This is a genomic window from Candidatus Symbiopectobacterium endolongispinus (genome assembly GCF_018777385.1).
In the GTDB taxonomy this organism is placed as follows: Bacteria; Pseudomonadota; Gammaproteobacteria; order Enterobacterales; family Enterobacteriaceae; genus Symbiopectobacterium; species Symbiopectobacterium endolongispinus.
Map to the genome: position 1 here is coordinate 647,429 of NZ_JAFJYB010000001.1, position 19,294 is coordinate 666,722.

13 protein-coding genes, 4 pseudogenes and 1 riboswitch are annotated in these 19,294 nt (G+C 50.5%); of the genes and pseudogenes, 12 read left to right on the forward strand and 5 right to left on the reverse strand.

Annotated features, from left to right (window positions below):
- Positions 1-4 precede the first annotated feature (4 nt).
- Complete coding sequence (locus JZM30_RS03305; protein ID WP_252317557.1) at positions 5-322, forward strand: DUF1496 domain-containing protein; 318 nt, start codon at positions 5-7, stop codon at positions 320-322.
- Between the two features lie 46 nt (positions 323-368).
- Here JZM30_RS03305 and xthA read toward each other — a convergent pair.
- Positions 369-1,178, reverse strand: a pseudogene (gene xthA / locus JZM30_RS03310) (exodeoxyribonuclease III).
- 141 nt (positions 1,179-1,319) lie between these two features.
- Positions 1,320-1,412, forward strand: a riboswitch (glycine riboswitch).
- 133 nt (positions 1,413-1,545) lie between these two features.
- Here xthA and JZM30_RS03315 point away from each other — a divergent pair.
- Both JZM30_RS03315 and JZM30_RS03320 read left to right on the forward strand, forming a co-directional pair.
- Positions 1,546-2,172, forward strand: a complete 627-nt coding sequence (locus JZM30_RS03315; RefSeq protein ID WP_252317558.1) for a trimeric intracellular cation channel family protein — start codon at positions 1,546-1,548, stop codon at positions 2,170-2,172.
- 112 nt (positions 2,173-2,284) lie between these two features.
- Positions 2,285-3,484: an MFS transporter gene (locus tag JZM30_RS03320; RefSeq protein ID WP_252317986.1), complete on the forward strand. Its 1,200-nt coding sequence runs from the start codon at positions 2,285-2,287 to the stop codon at positions 3,482-3,484.
- Positions 3,485-3,805: 321 nt separating this feature from the next.
- On the opposite strand, the pseudogene purU reads toward JZM30_RS03320, so the two are convergent.
- Positions 3,806-4,655, reverse strand: a pseudogene (gene purU, locus JZM30_RS03325) (formyltetrahydrofolate deformylase).
- A gap of 139 nt (positions 4,656-4,794) precedes the next feature.
- On the reverse strand, positions 4,795-5,265 hold the full coding sequence (locus JZM30_RS03330; protein ID WP_252317559.1) for a YchJ family protein: 471 nt from the start codon (positions 5,263-5,265) through the stop codon (positions 4,795-4,797).
- Positions 5,266-5,416: 151 nt separating this feature from the next.
- Here JZM30_RS03330 and rssA point away from each other — a divergent pair, with 151 nt between their 5' ends.
- The 3 genes from rssA (at position 5,417) to galU (ending at position 8,609) form a co-directional block, all read left to right on the forward strand.
- Complete coding sequence (gene rssA / locus JZM30_RS03335) at positions 5,417-6,331, forward strand: patatin-like phospholipase RssA (RefSeq protein WP_252317560.1); 915 nt, start codon at positions 5,417-5,419, stop codon at positions 6,329-6,331.
- 110 nt (positions 6,332-6,441) lie between these two features.
- Positions 6,442-7,458, forward strand: a complete 1,017-nt coding sequence (gene rssB / locus JZM30_RS03340; RefSeq protein WP_252317561.1) for a two-component system response regulator RssB — start codon at positions 6,442-6,444, stop codon at positions 7,456-7,458.
- A 236-nt stretch (positions 7,459-7,694) separates the two neighbouring features.
- Positions 7,695-8,609 (forward strand): UTP--glucose-1-phosphate uridylyltransferase GalU, encoded by a 915-nt coding sequence (gene galU / locus JZM30_RS03345; RefSeq protein ID WP_252317562.1) that lies wholly within the window; start codon positions 7,695-7,697, stop codon positions 8,607-8,609.
- 114 nt (positions 8,610-8,723) lie between these two features.
- Here galU and hns read toward each other — a convergent pair whose 3' ends face one another.
- Positions 8,724-9,131: a histone-like nucleoid-structuring protein H-NS gene (hns, locus tag JZM30_RS03350; protein ID WP_252317563.1), complete on the reverse strand. Its 408-nt coding sequence runs from the start codon at positions 9,129-9,131 to the stop codon at positions 8,724-8,726.
- A gap of 600 nt (positions 9,132-9,731) precedes the next feature.
- Between hns and JZM30_RS03355 the strand changes: the two genes are divergently transcribed.
- A complete protein-coding gene (locus JZM30_RS03355) occupies positions 9,732-10,340 on the forward strand; it encodes a thymidine kinase (RefSeq protein ID WP_252317564.1) in 609 nt (202 codons plus the stop codon).
- An 85-nt stretch (positions 10,341-10,425) separates the two neighbouring features.
- Here JZM30_RS03355 and adhE read toward each other — a convergent pair.
- Positions 10,426-13,119 (reverse strand): annotated as a pseudogene (adhE, locus tag JZM30_RS24265) (bifunctional acetaldehyde-CoA/alcohol dehydrogenase).
- Positions 13,120-13,833: 714 nt separating this feature from the next.
- Here adhE and JZM30_RS03375 point away from each other — a divergent pair.
- From JZM30_RS03375 to oppF, 5 genes and pseudogenes are all read left to right on the forward strand, one after another.
- Positions 13,834-15,311, forward strand: a pseudogene (locus JZM30_RS03375) (ABC transporter substrate-binding protein).
- A 100-nt stretch (positions 15,312-15,411) separates the two neighbouring features.
- Complete coding sequence (oppB, locus tag JZM30_RS03380; RefSeq protein ID WP_252317568.1) at positions 15,412-16,332, forward strand: oligopeptide ABC transporter permease OppB; 921 nt, start codon at positions 15,412-15,414, stop codon at positions 16,330-16,332.
- 11 nt (positions 16,333-16,343) lie between these two features.
- On the forward strand, positions 16,344-17,249 hold the full coding sequence (gene oppC / locus JZM30_RS03385; protein WP_252317569.1) for an oligopeptide ABC transporter permease OppC: 906 nt from the start codon (positions 16,344-16,346) through the stop codon (positions 17,247-17,249).
- A gap of 9 nt (positions 17,250-17,258) precedes the next feature.
- The gene (gene oppD / locus JZM30_RS03390) at positions 17,259-18,272 is read left to right on the forward strand and encodes an oligopeptide ABC transporter ATP-binding protein OppD (RefSeq protein WP_252317570.1); all 1,014 of its coding nucleotides are present in this window, start codon (positions 17,259-17,261) and stop codon (positions 18,270-18,272) included.
- On the forward strand, positions 18,269-19,276 hold the full coding sequence (gene oppF, locus JZM30_RS03395; RefSeq protein ID WP_252317571.1) for a murein tripeptide/oligopeptide ABC transporter ATP binding protein OppF: 1,008 nt from the start codon (positions 18,269-18,271) through the stop codon (positions 19,274-19,276). Before oppD ends, oppF begins: the two co-directional genes overlap by 4 nt.
- Positions 19,277-19,294 lie beyond the last annotated feature (18 nt).

The following is a 19,294-nucleotide window of genomic DNA, read 5'->3' on the forward strand; positions in this document are numbered from 1 at the left end:
ACGGATGAAATCATCACAGGTGATGTTGTTTGTCAGCGCGCTGGTCTCTCTGCCCGTGTGGGCGCAATCCACAGCGGTGACCACGCCCTCTCGGGGGAATACGGATATCGTGGTTGGCGTACCGCCCAGTGTGATTTGGGGCGATAACAACGGTTCGGCGCGGCGAGAGCCGCAAAACAACTGTATGCGTTGCTGCGTGTTCGAGAATCGTAATTATACCGAAGGCGCGGTGGTGAGAACGGAAGGCGTGTTGTTGCAGTGTGTACGCGACAGGCAAACGCTGGGGACGAATAATCTGATCTGGCAGGTGCTTAAACAGTAACGGTTTCCAAGGTGGGGCAGCCGCGTGCGGCTGCCATCACAAGGTGTTACAGACCGGAGAATGTGGCCCAAATCGGCGCTTGGTCGGACGGTTTTTCCATACCGCGTATGTCGTAATCGATATCGCTCGCCGTGCAGTGCGCCGCCAATGCCTGACTGGCGAGGATCACATAAATTCGCAGGCCGCGATTGTCGTCAAAACCGGCAGAGCGGTAGTCAAACCAGGAATAGCGATCGGTAGTGTCTGGCGCAAGTGCGCGGAAGGTATCGACCAATCCCCATCCCAGCAAGCGCGCCATCCATTCACGCTCTTCAGGTAAAAATTAACACTTACCGGTGCGTAGCCAGCGCTTACGGTTTTCTTCGCCAATGCCAATATCCAGATCCGTCGGGCTGATATTGATATCCCCCATGACAATCAGCGGTTGCTCCGGGGTGTGATGTTGCGCCAGATAGGTCTGCAAGTCGGCATAAGAGCGCGTTTTGGCCGGGAATTTTACCTGATGGTCGCGACTCTCTCACTGTGGGAAATAGACATTGATAACGGTCAGCGTACCTGCGGGCGTGGCGAAATCTGCCATGATGATGCGTCGCTGCGCATCGGGTTCATCGGTTGGAAAGCCGTAGCGCACGGCAATCGGTGTCTCTTTACACAGCAGCGCGACGCCATAATGGCCTTTTTGCCCGTAATAGTAGACCTGATAGCCGAGCTTGCGTATCTCTTCGAAGGGAAACATATCATCGTGGACTTTGGTTTCCTTCAAGCCAATGATATCCGGCTGATGCTGGGCGATGATAGCGGCCAGTTGGTGAGGGCTGGCACGCAGCCCATTGATATTAAAAGAAACAACTTTCATCGTCACTGTCATATCAGGAAATTGTGACGCAGATGGTATCAGAAAAAACAGGCAAAGGTCACGCCAGCGATGCACGGTGGATGATATCGAGGTCTGGCGAGCGAACGGAAGGTTGAAGTAGCGATAGTAAGCCCTTATACTTCGCAACTCGCAGGAGAGAGGACCGCACAACGCGCGACCCGCCGAAGGCGCAAACTCCCATAATCGCTCAGGCCACCTTACTGCACTTTGTTTATACGCCGACTGGAGAGCGGTGTGCACGTTGTTTATCGGCGTGGCCACCCACCGAAGGGGCAAGCAGCGTGAGCTGCATAAACTCTCAGGTAAAACGGACAGGGGGAGAGGCACATTTCACAGGAAAACTTGTGTGCTTACTTACATCTATCTGATCGCAATTACCGCAGAAGGCATGTCTGGCGCATTGGCCGCCGGACGCAGGAACATGGATATTTTCGGTGTGGCGATGATCGCTTTTATCACCGCACTGGGCGGTGGCACCGTTCGTGATATCTTGCTCGGCAACTATCCCATCGGCTGGACGCAACACCCGGGGTATATCTATCTGACGATTGGTGCAGGCCTGTTCACTATCGTAATTGCCCGTATCATGCATCACTTGCATCGACTGTTCCTGATCCTTGACACCATGGGGCTGATTGCCTTTACCATTATTGGCTGCAATGTGGCGCAGAAGCTGAACTACTCCTTTACCGTGGTCATTATGGCCGGGATTGTCACCGGGATCTTCGGTGATATTCTGCGTGACATCTTTTGTAACCGCACGCCGATGGTGCTCAGAAAGGAGCTCTATGCCAGCGTATCACTGCTGGTGGCGCTGCTTTATCTCGGGCTGAAAGCGTTACAGATCAACCACGATATTAATCTGCTGGTGTCCTTTACCTTGGGGCTCTCGTTGCGTCTGGCGGCGATCCGGTGGTCATGGCAACTGCCGGTGTTTTCCTACTCGCCGGGCAGTTGGAAAGGAAAAGCCTGAGAGATGTGGTGAACCGCACCGTAATTGTGAATAAAACGGTGTAACGTTGCTTCTTCATAACAAATAACAATTGTGGCAGACGGATCTGATCGTCTTCAGCTATCTGGATATTATGAAGAACAACTTTAACGTTTTTGTCGCGAGTTCTGCGTTTTCACTGCTGGGAATCGAGATTTACCATATCACGCTACCTTTGCTGGAGTTGAGTCTCAACCTTGACCCTGTGCATATTAGCTGGTGTGTGTTTGCTTTTTATTGTCCGGTGATTTTTATCAAAATAATATCATCACCGCTCATAGAGAAATCAAATAAGATCAATGTGCTAAAGTGCAGTGAGTGTGGACGCATTCTCTGTTTAGCGTTATTTATCCTATTGCTCACCTTGTCGCGCGATGCCAGTTTCCTGTGGATTATGGCTGTTTCACTCGCTTACGGTGTATTTACCGTGTTTACTGAAGTGGCTGAGCCTGTGGTAATCAAGGGACTGATTCAGGGACACGCCCCCACGTCGGCCTTGTCAACCTATGAGATCAGAACCAGAGCGGTTCAGCTTGTTGCGCCTGCGTTGTGTGGGTATCTGATTTCCGTGAATGTTTTTTTCCTTTATTCTGTCAACTTGCTCTTTTCGCTGTTAGCCGTGCTCTTGCTGTTTCTGATTCGTATCGATGTCCCACAGACAGCAAACCCCGTGCACTCCTCGATGGGCGCGGATATTCAACAGGCATTCCGCTGGTTGCGAGACAATAAACTGTTTACCGTCATCGTTGCTCTGACAGCGCTTAACAATTTTTTGCATCCGATTCTCTATCTGACCGTGATATGGAGCCTGAAAGCGCAAAATACCGTCTTTGAAATAACCGGCCTGGTGCTTTCTGGCCTGGGGGCGGGCGGTCTTATCGGCAGCTTTATTTCACGTAAAGTGATTAATATATTGTCGCTCAGGCAGTTGGTTCTCTTTGTAAACCTGGCCCGGGTGCTGGTTTTCTTTGGATTTCTTGTTTTCACCGATCCTGTGTCGATCTTTGTGTTGTTTGTCTTTAAAGCCATTATGGGAGGGGTATGGAATGTCAGTTATAACGTATTCACTCTTCAGGAGATGCCGCTCAAACTGGCGGCAAGGATTTCTGCGGTGAGCGGGACGTTGGTGAAAATCAGTGCCGGTGTTGGTAGCCTGGTGGCCGGTTATTCTCTAGGATTCATGGGCGCAGAGTTGACGCTGGTTATATTGGCCGTGCTGACTTTGTTCATGCTGTCTGGCTCTTTTGTCTATAAAAAAGAGTACGGTAAATACCATGAGCAAAAAGCGTTATAAGGATAACAGGGAAAATTCAGGTGTCAGTTAGGAAGTAAAATGAACCGTGGAAACAACATGGTGAAATAGCTGCTGCGAGATGGTGGTGTGGGAAGGATTCGAACCTTCGAAGTCCGTGACGGCAGATTTACAGTCTGCTCCATTTGGCCGCTCGAGAACCCCACCATGGCCTAACTGATTGTGCGCTTTCTTGGTAAGCGGGGAGCATAATATCAAATGCGACGCCCCTGTAAAGCCTGAACGCAAAAAAACGCGTTTGTTTGCCGTTTTTTCACGCGCCTTGCGGGTTTTCCACTCAAGGTTGAGTGGAAAAACAGCGGCTTAAAGAATAATGGTGCGATTACCGTAAACGAAAACTCGTTGTGCCAGCACGCGGTAAAGGGCGCGGCTCAGGACGTTTTTCTCGACGTCGCGGCCTGCACGCATCATGTCATCGGCTGTATAGGTGTGATCCATGTTGATCACATCCTGCATGATGATCGGACCTTCATCCAGGTTGTCGTTCACGTAGTGGGCGGTCGCACCGATGATCTTCACGCCGCGCTCATAGGCCTGATGGTATGGACGTGCACCGATGAACGCAGGCAGGAACGAGTGGTGGATGTTAATCACCTGATTTGGATAGTGCTGCACAAAAGCAGGCGTCAAAACGCGCATATATTTGGCCAATACCACGTAATCCGGTTTGTACGCATCAATCTGCTCAATCATCAACTGGTCGTGCGCTTCTCGTGAGAGCCCTTCATGGCTCACAAGATGGGACGGGATATCAAAACGTTCTTACCAGTGTCTGCAACGTATCGTGGTTGCCAATCACGGCGGCAATTTCCACATCCAGGCCACAGTAGGCACTCTTCATCAGCAAATCGCCCAGACAAAGCGCTTCTTTGGTGACCAGAACCACGATACGACGGCGGCCTGCATCACTCAGTTCGCGCACGGAGCCTTCCAGCAGCGCGCCGTCTAAATCAGCCAACAGCGTAGTATCATTGAAGATCCCTTCTAATTCGGTACGCATGAAAAAGCGCCCGGTGCGGTGATCGACAAATTCATTGTTCTGCATAATGTTTAATTCGTGTTTGTAGCAGATGTTGGTAATTTTTGCGATAAGTCCCTTTGTATCGGGGCAAATGGTACGCAACACTTTTCGTTGTATTGCCTGAGATTGCATCGTTTGGGATTGCATGGAAATAAGAACCCTGTCCAAAATCGTCTGTCATCATCCCCGAAAGCTGCCACGTTCGTGCGATTTATCGCCGCGATAAGGGGAAGCATGCCACCGGGTTACATTTTTGCCTTACACTACGCGCCTATCCACGCCCGCAGCACTGTTTGTATTTTTTGTCCGAACCGCACGGACAGCGATCGTTTCTGCCAGTTTGCAGATGCACACCATCTACATAGTACCAGCGATCGAGGCGGCGAAGGAATCGTGAGCGCTCGCGCATCAGCGATGTACGCTCTGGCTGCGAGGTGTCGGTATAGCGCGCAGCGAATTCAACATAACCTTCATCCGTATCGCGTCCTGGGCTGGCAGCCAGCACATTCAATCGTTGCCACTGCGTATCCTGAGCGCTTTTGGTGATTGAAGTACGCCATTTTTCGGGATGAAGCGCAGGATCCCAGGTAGCGATAAGATAATCAACGTCATGGGCTACGTAAGCACAATAGCGTGAACGCATTAATGCTTCTGGTGTTGGTGCAATGTCGGTGCGTTGCAGATAGGGAAGGCAGCATGCGGTATACTGCTTACCACTCCCGCAGGGACAGCTTCGCGGCACGGTAACTCCTGATTGTATGACGAACAGTAAAAAAAATTAAAAAATATCGATATTTGCGTGAAAATAACTCAACGTCGTGGCGATATGTTACCTAACAATCTCGGTGAGTGGCAATGTCCGCTAAAATGAATAGCGAGATGAGAAGGGTATCATGAGGCAAAGAAAGATTGGTTTGGCGCTGGGATCGGGTGCGGCGAAAGGATGGGCTCATATTGGTGTCATTCAGGCATTGACTGAAATGGGTATTGTTATCGATGTGGTAGCGGGTTGTTCGGTGGGCGCTTTGGTGGGGGCAGCGTATGCCACCAATCATTTGAATGCCATGGCGCGCTGGGTGAGTGGGTTTCATCATTGGGATGTGATTCGCCTGATGGATCTCTCCTGGCAACGTGGCGGGTTATTGCGCGGCGATCGGGTATTTAACCAGGTGCGACACATCTTGCGTACCCAGCAGATCGACGAATGTGCTATCAAGTTCGGGGCAGTGGCCACCAACCTGACAACGGCGAGAGAACTGCGGCTTACCGAGGGAGATCTGCACCATGCGATCCGCGCCTCATGCAGTATGCCGTGGTTGCTTGCGCCAGTGCGACACAATGCCTATTGGCTGGTTGATGGTGCTGTGGTGAACCCGGTGCCGGTTTCTATGGCTCGCGCACTGGGCGCTGACGTTGTGATTGCTGTGGATTTGCAGTATAACGCGACCCTGTGGCATGACGACATGCTGTCCGTGGCCGCGATGGCTGAAGAGACGCACGCGGATTCTACGCCGCTCAACTGGCAGCACAAGCTCCGGCAGCGCTTGTCCATGGGGTTGCAACGCCAGAGTGCCAACCGTGCACCTTCAGCGATGGATATCATGACGGCCTCCATTCAGGTGCTGGAAAACCGTTTAAAAATGCATCGTATGGCTGGCGATCCGCCTGATGTGGTGGTGCAGCCCTATTGTCCACAAATTGCCACGCTGGATTTTCACCGTGCGCAAGAGGCGATTGCCGCAGGGCGACTGGCTGTGGAGAAAAAACAAGATGAATTACAACTGCTGGTAAACCGAGACGCAGGCTAGTGGAGTAGCAGCGCCTGATAAGTATCAACAAGGGTAAAAATGTAGAGTGGCAGGGGTTAATGCCGAACAACGCGAGGGAATATGCATGAAGTTGACGTATGAGGTCATCAATGGGTCAGCCATTAACAGATAAGCACATTTTGATTGTTGAAGATGAAGCGGTATTTCGTTCCTTGATCGCTGGCTATCTGACATCGCTGGGTGCATCTGTGCGTGAAGCTGTCAATGGAGTGGATGCATTAGCCATAATGCAAAACTATCGCCCTGATTTGATCGTGTGCGATTTGGAAATGCCGCTAATGGGGGGCATTGAGTTCGTTGAAATGCTCCGGTTGCAAGATAATCGCACGCCCATTCTGGTGGTGTCTGCCACCAGTCAGATGGGGGATGTTGCCAAAGTGCTGCGCCTGGGCGTGCAGGACGTGATGCTTAAACCTATCCGCGATTATGCACTCTTGCGCGAAGCCGTGATGACCTGCATGTATCCCGATATGTTTACTTCTCAACTGAGCGAAGTTGAGCAGTTGATGGAGGACATGGATTCACTCAATCAATCGCCAGATGCGGTCAATAAACTGCTGGCGCAGCTACAGCCTCCGGTGCAACAAAAAATGGCCGGTTGCGGCGTGCGTTACCGTCAATTGACGTCATTGGAACAACCGGGGCTGGTATTGGATATTGCCGCGTTGTCTGATGATGACTTGGCATTCTATTGTCTAGATGTGACGCAAGCCGTGAACAATAACGGCACGCTGGCAGCTCTGCTGCTGCGCACACTGTTTAACGGGTTGTTACAAGAGCATCTGGCTAACCAACAACACCGCCTACCAGAATTGCCTGTCTTGTTGCGACAGGTCAACCAATTGCTGCGCCAGGCCAATCTTAATGGGCGTTTCCCGCTGCTGGTGGGTTACTATCACCGAGGATTGCAACGGCTCATCCTTATTTCAGCCGGTTTGCATGCCATGCTGAACGCAGGAGAGGAGCAGTTGGTGTTAAACAATGGTATTCCGCTCGGCACCCTCGATGGAGCATATCTTAACCAATTAAACTATGAGTGCGCCGCTTTTGAATGTCAGGTCTGGGGGCGCGGTGGACGCTTACGGCTGATGTTATCAACAGATTGAAAGCTTACGCTGTGTGATGAGGCCTACGGAATAGTCTGATAGGCGTTCATCATGCAATTTGTTGCATACTCTTCGCTTTCGTAATTAATTTTTATTTCCTACTATATAAAGCGTTGTTTTATTTTTATCATAGCCATTGCGTTTACCGGGTGTCGTCTCTGGCCGAACAGGCTAGTGTACCACGAATTAAACCCGGCAATAAAGTTCATTATTTGAACGGTATATCAGAGGTTGTTATGTCAACGGTGAATAAAAAAGTTAAAAAAGCGGTCATCCCCGTCGCAGGTCTAGGGACTCGGATGCTGCCGGCAACAAAAGCGATTCCAAAAGAAATGTTGCCGCTGGTTGATAAGCCGCTCATTCAATACGTCGTCAATGAGTGTATTGCCGCAGGCTTGAACGAAATCATTTTAGTTACACACTCATCCAAGAATTCCATTGAAAACCACTTCGATACCAGTTTTGAGCTGGAAGCGATGCTGGAGAAGCGCGTTAAGCGTCAACTGTTGGGAGAAGTTCAGTCTATTTGCCCGAAACATGTCACCATCATGCAAGTGCGCCAGGGACTGGCGAAAGGGTTGGGGCACGCTGTCATGTGCGCACACCCTTTAGTGGGGGATGAACCCGTCGCTGTTATTTTGCCCGACGTTATCATTGATGAATTTGAATCCCATCTGAAGAAAGACAACCTGAGTGAAATGCTGTCTCGTTTTTCTAAAACTGGTCAAAGCCAAATTATGGTTGAACCGGTTGAAGAGGTCAGCCGCTATGGTGTTGTTGATTGCAAGGGGCAGACATTACAGCCTGGAGACAGTGCACCGATGGTGGGCGTAGTGGAAAAACCCAAGGCGTCAGAGGCACCTTCTAATTTGGCTATTGTCGGTCGCTATATACTTTCGGCTGATATTTGGTCTCTGCTGGAAAAAACAACGCCGGGAGCGGGTAATGAAATCCAATTAACGGATGCCATTGCCATGTTGATGGAAAAAGAAACCGTGGAAGCGTACCACCTTAAAGGTGTAAGTCATGACTGCGGAAACAAATTGGGTTACATGCGTGCATTTGTAGAATACGGCCTGCGTCACAATACGCTGGGTAATGATTTTGCCGCATGGCTTAATGAAACCGTTAATGAAAATGATGTGAAATAACCTGATTCGATGGCGCTTTGCCTTGTGTTTCGCGGGGCGTCACGAAAAATGGATATAAAAAACCCCGTTAAACGGGGTTTTTTGTTAAATAAGCACAGCAATTCCGATTGGGAATTATAGCAGGAAATCGTCCAGAGATTTACCTTGCTCTTCAATGGTTTTCTTGATCACGACAGGAGTGCGGCCTTGGCCAGTCCAGGTTCTTGCTTCGCCGTTTTCATCAGTATATTGATATTTTGCCGGGCGCGCAGCGCGTTTGCTTTTGCCAGGTGTTTTTGCTGCACCCAAAGATTGCAACAGTTCATTCGGGTCGATGCCATCAGCAATCAACATATCACGATATTGCTGTAATTTACGGGTACGTTCTTCGATTTCTGCCTGAGCCTGATTATCTTCGTCACGACGCTCATTGACAACGACTTCCAGTTTTTCCAGCATTTCTTCCAAAGTATCCAGGCTGCATTCTCTCGCTTGGGCGCGCAGAGTACGGATGTTGTTTAGAATCTTTAGTGCTTCGCTCATTGTGATAATCTCAAATAATATTATTGGTGGCGTATGTAGGGTAATAATAGATGGCTATTTTATTTTCTGCAATAGTCAAATTTGTAAGATTGTTAAAAAATGGCGTTTTTAAAACCGATATTACGTTGCCACTAAGGTAAATAAAACCACGTTGTTAACAAATGAAATACTTGTTACTTGAGTATTACTACGCACGTTGCGTTAAAACGGTCAGCGGCGATGCCGACAGGATGCGATATAAGCATTTTTTATACCCGAAACGTTTACCTTTTGTCAGCGTCGATAAACACAAATCAAGTTACTCGTTCCATTACTCAGAAGAGGGCGATTTCACCTCGTTTGGGTCGATATCATACAATGCTAATTATTTACGTTAAATATCGCTCATGCTGTTAATGTTTACCTGAGTATAGGAATGCCCATTGCCTTATATACGGCGATTACCGACGCCATTGTGGCGGTGATGGCGTCACTATCCCGACGTGTTGTCTCTTACGGCACGTGGAGCTTCATAGACAAGCTAGCACGCCGATTATTAAAATATGATACAATGCGCCGCCGCGCGTTGCGCGGGTAAAGCGCTCTTTTGGGGTTATAAACATGGCACAACTTTATTTTTATTACTCGGCAATGAACGCGGGAAAGTCTACCGCATTATTACAGTCCTCTTATAACTATCAGGAACGGGGGATGAGGACGCTGATTTTAACGGCTGAAATAGACCACCGTGATGGTATCGGGCGGGTCAGCTCTCGTCTTGGACTTTCCGCCCCAGCTTTGGTGTTTAATTTACAAACTGATCTGTTTACCTTGTTGGTTAATGCACAACGTGAGCAGCCTGTGCACTGTGTATTAATCGATGAGTGTCAGTTTCTAACCCGCGAGCAGGTGAACCAGCTGTCAGACATTGTCGATGAATTGGATATTCCGGTGCTGTGTTACGGTCTACGTACTGATTTTCAGGGCGAATTATTTTCCGGCAGCCAGTATTTGCTCGCCTGGGCGGATAAGCTGATCGAGTTGAAAACGGTCTGTCATTGCGGGCGCAAAGCGAATAGGGTGCTGCGGCTTGACGCACAGGGCAACCCGCTGCGTGAAGGTGAACAGGTGGTGATCGGCGGCAATGAGCGCTATGTGTCAGTCTGCCGCAAACATTACAAAAGCGCATTGGGATTAACCCACGCGTCAATATCGGCAGATAGAAAATAGGCGGATAAAAAACCCCAGCGAAGCGGTGCATCGCTGGGGGAAGGAAGAAACCCTTACCTTAAAGGCAAGGGTGTGTTATCGCTTCTTAGTTAGCCTTTTTACCTTTTTTCTCGGTTTTGGCCGGTGCTTTCTCTTCTTCAACACCTTCCGTATACGGAAGACCATAGTAAGTGTCCAGCATGATCTGTTTCAGCTCAGCTCAGCTCAGCTCAGCTCAGCTCAGCGATCAGCGGATAGCGTGGGTTAGCACCGGTACACTGATCGTCAAAGGCATCTTCAGACAGCTTGTCCACTTTCGCCAGAAAATCAGCTTCCTGCACGCCCGCTTCGCGAATCGAGGTCGGGATGCCCAGTTCAGTTTTGATTTCATCTAACCAGGTCAACAGCTTCTCAATCTTCGCCGCGGTGCGATCACCGGGTGCACTCAGCCCCAGGTGATCGGCCACTTCAGCATAACGACGACGCGCTTGTGGGCGATCGTATTGACTGAATGCGGTTTGCTTGGTCGGGTTGTCGTTTGCGTTATAACGAATGACGTTAGCGATCAACAGGGCATTGGCCAAACCGTGCGGGATGCGGAACTCAGAACCCAGCTTGTGCGCCATGGAGTGGCAGACCCCAAGGAAGGCGTTGGCAAAGGCAATACCGGCGATGGTGGCGGCGTTGTGAACGCGTTCACGCGCGACCGGATTTTTCGCACCGTCACGGTAGCTGGCTGGCAGGTTCTCTTTGAGCAGCTTCAATGCCTGTAGCGCTTGCCCGTCGGAATATTCGTTGGCAAGCACAGATACGTAGGCTTCCCAGTGAGTTGGTAACCGCATCCAGGCCGCCAAAGGCGCACAGGGATTTTGGCATGTTCATCACCAGATTTGCATCCACGATCGCCATGTCAGGCGTGAGCGCATAGTCAGCCAGCGGGTATTTTTGCCCTGTGGCGTCATCCGTTACTACGGCGAACGGCGTTACTTCAGAACCGGTGCCGGAGGTGGTGGTAACGGCAATCATCTTCGCCTTTACACCCATTTTCGGGAATTTGTAGATACGTTTACGGATATCCATAAAACGCAGGGCCAACTCTTCGAAATGGGTATCCGGGTGCTCGTACATGACCCACATGATTTTGGCCGCGTCCATCGGTGAGCCGCCACCGAGTGCGATAATCACGTCAGGTTTGAACGCTTGCATCTGTTCCGCGCCTTTGCGCACGATGCTCAGCGTCGGATCGGCTTCTACTTCAAAGAAAATATCAGTTTCCATTCCGTGCTGTTTCAGCACCGAGGAGATTTGATCCACATAGCCGTTATTAAACAAGAAACGGTCAGTCACGATAAAGGCGCGTTTGTGGCCATCCTCGGCCACTTCTTCCAGTGCGATTGGCAAGGAGCCACGACGGAAATAGATGGATTTCGGAAGTTTGTGCCACAACATATTTTCAGCTCGCTTGGCTACCGTTTTCTTGTTAATCAAGTGTTTGGGCCCGACGTTTTCTGAAATGTAGTTACCGCCCCAGGACCCACAGCCCAAGGTCAGCGATGGTGCCAGCTTAAAGTTGTACAGATCGCCGATACCGCCCTGAGAGGCTGGCGTATTGATTAAAATACGCGCGGTTTTCATCATCACCCCGAAGTGGTTGACGCGTGCTAACTGGTTATCCTGATCGGTATATAGGCACGAGGTATGACCGATACCGCCCATGGCGACCAATTTTTCGGCTTTGACGACGGCGTCGTCAAAATCTTTGGCGCGGTACATGGCAAGCGTTGGCGACAGTTTCTCGTGGGCAAAGGGTTCTGACTCATCCACGTTAACCACTTCACCAATCAGGACTTTAGTACCTGCGGGCACGGTAAAACCGTGCCATTTCAGCGATTTTGGGCGCGGCCTGACCTACAATCGCCGCGTTGAGCAAGCCATTTTTCAAAATAATCGATTGGATAGCTTCGAGCTCTTTACCTTGCAGCAGATAGCCGCCATGGGTTGAAAAACGTTCCCGCACTGCGTCGTAAACGCTGTCCACCACAATCACCGACTGTTCAGATGCGCAGATCACACCGTTATCGAAGGTTTTCGACATCAGAATCGAGGCAACAGCGCGTTTGATATCCGCCGTTTCATCGATCACTACCGGTGTATTGCCAGCGCCCACCCCGATGGCAGGTTTGCCGGAACTGTAGGCGGCTTTTACCATGCCGGGACCGCCAGTGGCGAGGATCATATTGATGTCAGGATGGTGCATTAGCTGGTTGGACAATTCTACGGAAGGCTCATCAATCCAGCCAATAATGTCTTTCGGCGCGCCGGCAGCGATGGCGCCCTGAAGCACGATGTCTGCGGCTTTATTGGTGGCATTCTTGGCGCGCGGGTGCGGCGAGAAGATGATGCCATTACGGGTTTTCAAACTGATAAGTGCTTTGAAAATGGCGGTAAAGGTCGGGTTTGTGGTTGGGACAATACCGCACAGTAATCCGATCGGTTCGGCGATGGTGATGGTGCCGAAGGTGTCGTCCTCTGACAAAATGCCACAGGTTTTGTCATCCTTATAAGCGTTGTAGATATATTCAGAAGCAAAGTGGTTTTTTATCACTTTGTCTTCCACTATACCCATACCCGATTCCGCTACTGCCATTTTGGCCAGCGGAATGCGGGCGTCAGCGGCGGCGAGGGCGGCGGCACGAAAGATTTGATCGACTTGCTCTTGAGTAAAATTGGCGAAGACCTGCTGTGCCTTCTTGACGCGTTCAACCAATGCGTTAAGTTCAGCAACGTTTGTTACGGCCATAATGCTCTCCTAATAATGTTAAACTCTTTCAGGCAATGATCTGACAAACCATTTGTAGCCAAATCATTATTGCAAAACACTAAGTATAGATAACGGCATCGCATTCGTGGCTGAACGCATGGTTAACCTACTCATTGCCTGAAAGGGCTGTGGCCAGCGGTGGCGTAATCTCCTCTCTTCTCCGTGGGTGACGGTGGTTCATTCCACATCTTCTGTTTAACACTGTGAAGGCAGCATACCCATTAGTGGGTGTCTTTTGTGTGATCTTCCTCCCGATTCAAAAATGCTGACTCCATTCAGCAAGCATAATGGTTAACTTTAGTGGTTATTTGTAGCGCAATTGTTTTGTTTGTTGGTATTTATAACCTGCTATATGTGGGAAAATTTTTGGATTATTCTCTGAATATTTCGATTACCATAAAATTATTCACCTGTTATATGCGTGAGAATAACCCGTCGTTTATCAGCGTCATCTCAGAACGGGTAGCCGTCGACCAGAATAACGTTTGTAGCGCTTCCAGGATACGTCTTGCATTTCCCTCATGGCCATTAGCTTTGAAGGAACCCATGTGATATCAATGTGATAACATAGAGAGGATCGGATGTATGGACAACGGATTATCAGGTTACGCTGTTTCACAAATAGGAGATTCGGCGCAAATACGACGTCAATGGCATACGGGGACAGCACGGCTTGCCGCAACAGTGGCATTGTTGCTTAGCTGTTGGGGTAGCGGTGCGCTTGTAGCGTATGCGCCGCCGCCCGACACTCCGTTAGCCAAAGATCAGGTGTTGGTGCGAAACAACGGTGCGGAAGTGGCCTCCCTCGATCCGCATAAAATAGAAGGTGTGCCAGAGTCCAACGTCTCACGCGATCTGCTGGAAGGACTGGTGATTACCGATCCGAATGGAAAAATGGTGCCAGGCGTGGCGGAGCGTTGGGAAAATAAAGATTTCCGCGTTTGGACGTTTCATTTGCGCAAAGACGCACGCTGGTCGAATGGCGATCCCGTCACTGCGCAGGATTTTGTTTACAGTTGGCAGCTACTAGCTGATCCGGCAACGGCCTCGCCTTACGCCAGTTACCTGCAATACGGGCATATCGTTAACATTGATGACATTATTGCTGGCAAGAAAACGCCGGACACGCTGGGCGTCAAAGCCGTGGATGACCATACGCTGGAGGTGACGCTGAGTGAAGCGGTGCCTATACCTTGAAAAATTGGGTTGTCAACGAACGCCTGATTTTAGTACGCAATCCACATTATTGGGATAATGCCCACACGACTATCGAGCAAGTGACGTATTTACCCATTGCCTCAGAAGTGACGGACGTAAATCGCTATCGCAGCGATGAAATTGACATCACCTACACCAATTTACCGATTGAACTGTTTCAAAAAATGAAGCGGGAAATACCCAATGAGGTGAAGGTCACACCTTATTTGTGCTCTTATTATTATGAAATTAATAACCAGCGTGCGCCTTTTACCGATGTTCGAGTGCGCCAGGCGCTGCGTTTAGGGCTTGATCAGAAGATTTTAACCAACAAGGTCAAAAATCAAGGTGATATGCCTGCCTATGGATTTGTGCCACCATATATTGATGGTTTAAAGGCCAGCGAGCCGTAGTGGTTTACCTGGCCGCAGGAAAAACGCAATGCTGAAGCAAAACGGTTGTTAACCGAAGCAGGGTATACACCGGAAAAACCGCTGACGTTGACGCTGCTGTATAATACCTCCGACCTGCATAAGAAAATGGCGATTGCGGCCGCGTCGCTCTGGAAGCAAAATATTGGCGTGAACGTAAAATTGGAAAATCAGGAATGGAAGACGTTTCTCAGTACACGCCATAAGGGCAATTTCGACCTGGCACGCGCCGGGTGGTGTGCGGATTATAATGAGCCGTCGTCATTTTTGAACAGCATGTTATCGGACAGTAACTCAAATACGTCACATTACAAAAGCGCTGCGTTTGATGCGCTTATAGCGAAATCACTGCAAGTGGCCAATGAAGAAGAACGTGCGACTGTTTATCAACAGGCTGAAACGCAATTGGACCGCGATGCGGTGACGATCCCGGTATTTTATTACGCCAATACCCGGTTGGTGAAACCGTATGTTGGTGGTCTGACGGGAAATGATCCGCTCGACAATATTCATGTGAAAGATCTTTATATTTTGCAACATTAACGCCGTCCCTTAATGTGCGTCGCTTCTCTCTTGCCGAAAAAATGATCGGTAGAGAGAAGGCGAGCACAGACACAGGTGCAATGCCTTTATAGGTAGAACCATGCTGAAATTTATTCTGCGTCGCTGTCTGGAAGCGATACCGACGCTGTTTATATTGATTACGATCTCGTTCTTTATGATGCGGTTAGCACCGGGAAGTCCTTTTACCGGCGAACGTAATTTGCCCCCGGAAGTGATGGCAAATATTGAGGCCAAATACCATCTCAACGATCCGATATTGAAACAATATGGTAATTATCTGCTCCAATTGGCGCAGGGGGATTTTGGTCCGTCCTTTAAATATAAGGACTACTCGGTTAACGATCTGGTGGCGAGTGCGTTTCCTGTTTCCGCTAAACTTGGTGCGGCCGCCTTTGTATTTGCCGTGATCCTAGGCGTGACGGCAGGCACCGTAGCGGCGTTGTACCAAAATAGCCGTTGGGACTACACCATTATGGGATTTGCCATGACCGGCATGGTGATCCCCAGTTTTGTGGTCGCGCCACTCTTGGTGCTGGTGTTCTCCATCACGCTGCGCTGGCTGCCCGCCGGGGGATGGAACGGTGGGGCGGGTAAATATGTGTTACTGCCGATGGTGGCGCTTTCACTCTCTTACATTGCCAGTATCGCGCGTATCACGCGCGGCGCAATGATTGAAGTGCTGCACGCCAATTTTATCCGCACCGCGCGCGCTAAAGGGCTGCCGATGCGCCACATCATTTTGCGCCATGCGCTGAAACCGGCCTTGCTGCCGGTGCTCTCCTACATGGGGCCAGCGTTTGTCGGTATTATCACTGGTTCAATGGTGATTGAGACCATTTTCGGTTTGCCAGGCATCGGACAACTGTTTGTTAACGGTGCATTGAACCGGGACTATTCTCTGGTGCTTAGCCTAACCATACTGGTGGGCAGTTTGACAATCCTGTTTAACGCCATCATCGATGTGTTGTATGCCGTCATCGATCCCAAAATTCGTTATTGAGTGAGGTGAGGATGTTTAGAAAGCAAAATCATCACACGCTGATGAAGATGGGGCAATCATTGGAAATCAAGGGACGTAGTCTATGGCAGGATGCCGGGCGGCGGTTTATGCATCACCGCGCTGCCGTGGCGAGTCTGATGGTACTGGGGAGTATTACGCTGTTTGTTACGTTGGCTCCGTTGTTGTCTCCCTTCAATTTTGCCGATACCGATTTTGCCATGATGTCTCAGGCACCTGATTTTGCGTCAAAGCACTATTTTGGTACCGACTCTAACGGCCGCGATCTGCTGGTGCGCGTTGCCATCGGCGGGAGAATTTCATTACTGGTGGGCATTGCTGCCGCGCTGATTGCCGTGCTGGTGGGCACCTTGTACGGGGCCATTTCTGGCTACGCTGGTGGCAAAGTGGATTCCGTCATGATGCGCTGGCTGGAGATCCTGAGTTCATTTCCGTTTATGTTTTTCGTCATCCTGCTGGTGACCTTTTTTGGACAGCAGCTACTGCTGATCTTCATTGCGATTGGCATGGTGTCGTGGCTCGATATGGCGCGGATTGTGCGCGGGCAGACGCTTAGCCTCAAACGTAAAGAGTTTATTGAAGCGACGGTGGTGTGTGGTGTGTCTACCACTGGCATTGTGTTGCGCCATATCGTGCCGAATGTGCTGGGTGCTGTCGTGGTGTACGCGTCACTGCTGGTTCCCAGTATGATCCTGTTCGAATCGTTTTTAAGTTTTCTTGGGCTGGGCGCGCAAGAGCCGCTCAGCAGTTGGGGCTCGCTGCTCAATGACGGGGCGAACTCAATGGAAGTGTCGCCTTGGCTGCTGCTGTTACCGGCTGCGTTTTTGGTTGTCACCCTGTTTTGTTTTAATTTTATCGGCGATGGCTTACGGGATGCCTTGGACCCGAAGGATCGTTGAGGAGCCGCTATGATTGCGAAACATGCAGAACAGAAAGGGAATAACCTGCGCGCGCTGCACCCGTTACTCAGCGTCACGGATCTCAACGTGCGGTTTGCTACCGAGGAAGGGGATGTCACTGCGGTGAACGCGCTGACGTTTACTGTGGAACAGGGTGAAACGCTGGGCATTGTCGGAGAATCCGGCTCGGGAAAATCGCAGACCGCGTTTGCGCTGATGGGGTTGCTGGCGGCAAATGGACAGGCCAGCGGTTCGGCCCGCTTCATGGGGCATGAAATTCTCAATCTGCCAGAAAAATCGCTGAACAAGCTGCGGGCGAAAGAGATCGCCATGATTTTTCAGGATCCGATGACCTCGCTTAATCCCTATATGCTCGTTGGGGAGCAGTTGATGGAAGTCCTGATGTTTCATCAAGGGTGCAGTCGTAGCGAGGCGTTTGACGGTGCGGTGAATATGCTAGATGCGGTGCGAATGCCAGAGGCATGCCAGCGCATGAAAATGTATCCCCATGAGTTTTCGGGGGGGATGCGTCAGCGTGTCATGATTGCCATGGCGCTGCTATGTCAGCCCAAACTGCTGATCGCCGATGAGCCGACTACGGCGCTGGATGTCACCGTACAGGCGCAAATGATGACATTGCTTGCGGATTTAAAACGGGAATTTAACACCTCCATCATCATGATTACCCACGATTTAGGCGTGGTGGCAGGCATTTGTGACAAGGTGTTGGTGATGTATGCGGGTCGTACTATGGAATATGGCAGCGCGCGCGATGTCTTTTATCGTCCCTCTCACCCTTATTCGGTAGGGTTGCTTAATGCAGTGCCCCGTCTGGATGTCAGTGACGAGACGCTGGCCACAATCCCCGGTAATCCGCCCAATCTGTTGCATTTACCGCAGGGATGTCCATTCTTTCCCCGGTGTCCCTACGCCATGGAACGCTGTCAGGAGGTGCCCACATTGACCACGTTTGATGCGGGTCGGATGCGGGCCTGTTTTCGCGCGGTGGAGGAGGTGCTATGACGAATCAACAGGAGAAACGCGTCATCCTAGACGTGCGTGACCTCAGTGTGCACTTTGCCGTCAATGCGCGCAAAAAATGGTTTTGGCAACCCGCACAGTCGCTTAGAGCGGTCGATGGCGTCACATTTCGCCTCTATGAAGGCGAAACACTGGGTATTGTCGGTGAATCGGGTTGTGGTAAATCCACCCTGGCGCGCGCCATTATTGGATTGGTGAAAGCCACCAGCGGGCAGATTTGCTGGCTGGGGCAGGATTTGTGCCACATCCATCAGGAGGGATGGCGTCACGTTCGCAACGATATTCAAATGATTTTTCAAGACCCGCTGGCTTCGCTTAACCCGCGTATGACGGTGGGTGAGATCATCGCCGAGCCACTGCGTACTTATCGTGACGACCTGTCCCGGCAAGTGATCAACGATCGCGTCAAAAATATGATGCAGAAGGTAGGGTTACTGCCTAACCAGATTAACCGCTATCCTCATGAGTTTTCTGGCGGCCAGTGTCAGCGCATCGGTATTGCCCGTGCGTTGATTTTACGCCCCAAGCTGATTATTTGTGATGAGCCCGTATCGGCGCTCGATGTGTCGATTCAGGCGCAGGTGGTGAATTTGCTGCGGCAATTGCAGAAGGAAATGCAGCTGTCGCTGATTTTTATTGCGCACGATCTTTCGGTTGTTAAACACATCTCCGATCGCGTACTGGTGATGTATCTCGGTCACGCCGTGGAACTGGCAACCGATGACGCCTTGTTTGGCAATCCATTACACCCTTACACCCAGGCGCTGATGTCGGCGGTGCCGATCCCCGATCCTGACAAAGAGCGCGGCAAACGGATACAACTGTTGGAGGGGGAGTTGCCTTCACCGATTAACCCACCCGCTGGCTGCGTGTTTTGCACCCGCTGTCCGATAGCCAGTGAAACCTGTGTCAAAACGCGCCCATTGCTGGAAGGCAATTTTGCCCATGCGGTCTCGTGCCTGAAGGTCGATCCGCTACAAGGCTGACCATAAAAAAGGCCTACA

What these genes read in the sequence shown, in the direction of transcription:
- JZM30_RS03305 (WP_252317557.1), top strand. Translation starts at nt 5, where the DNA reads ATGAAATCATCACAGGTGATGTTGTTTGTCAGCGCGCTGGTCTCTCTG.
- JZM30_RS03320 (WP_252317986.1), top strand. Translation starts at nt 2,285, where the DNA reads ATGAAGAACAACTTTAACGTTTTTGTCGCGAGTTCTGCGTTTTCACTG.
- rssA (WP_252317560.1), top strand. Translation starts at nt 5,417, where the DNA reads ATGAGGCAAAGAAAGATTGGTTTGGCGCTGGGATCGGGTGCGGCGAAA.
- rssB (WP_252317561.1), top strand. Translation starts at nt 6,442, where the DNA reads ATGGGTCAGCCATTAACAGATAAGCACATTTTGATTGTTGAAGATGAA.
- galU (WP_252317562.1), top strand. Translation starts at nt 7,695, where the DNA reads ATGTCAACGGTGAATAAAAAAGTTAAAAAAGCGGTCATCCCCGTCGCA.
- hns (WP_252317563.1), bottom strand. Translation starts at nt 9,131, where the DNA reads ATGAGCGAAGCACTAAAGATTCTAAACAACATCCGTACTCTGCGCGCC.
- JZM30_RS03355 (WP_252317564.1), top strand. Translation starts at nt 9,732, where the DNA reads ATGGCACAACTTTATTTTTATTACTCGGCAATGAACGCGGGAAAGTCT.
- oppB (WP_252317568.1), top strand. Translation starts at nt 15,412, where the DNA reads ATGCTGAAATTTATTCTGCGTCGCTGTCTGGAAGCGATACCGACGCTG.
- oppC (WP_252317569.1), top strand. Translation starts at nt 16,344, where the DNA reads ATGTTTAGAAAGCAAAATCATCACACGCTGATGAAGATGGGGCAATCA.
- oppD (WP_252317570.1), top strand. Translation starts at nt 17,259, where the DNA reads ATGATTGCGAAACATGCAGAACAGAAAGGGAATAACCTGCGCGCGCTG.
- oppF (WP_252317571.1), top strand. Translation starts at nt 18,269, where the DNA reads ATGACGAATCAACAGGAGAAACGCGTCATCCTAGACGTGCGTGACCTC.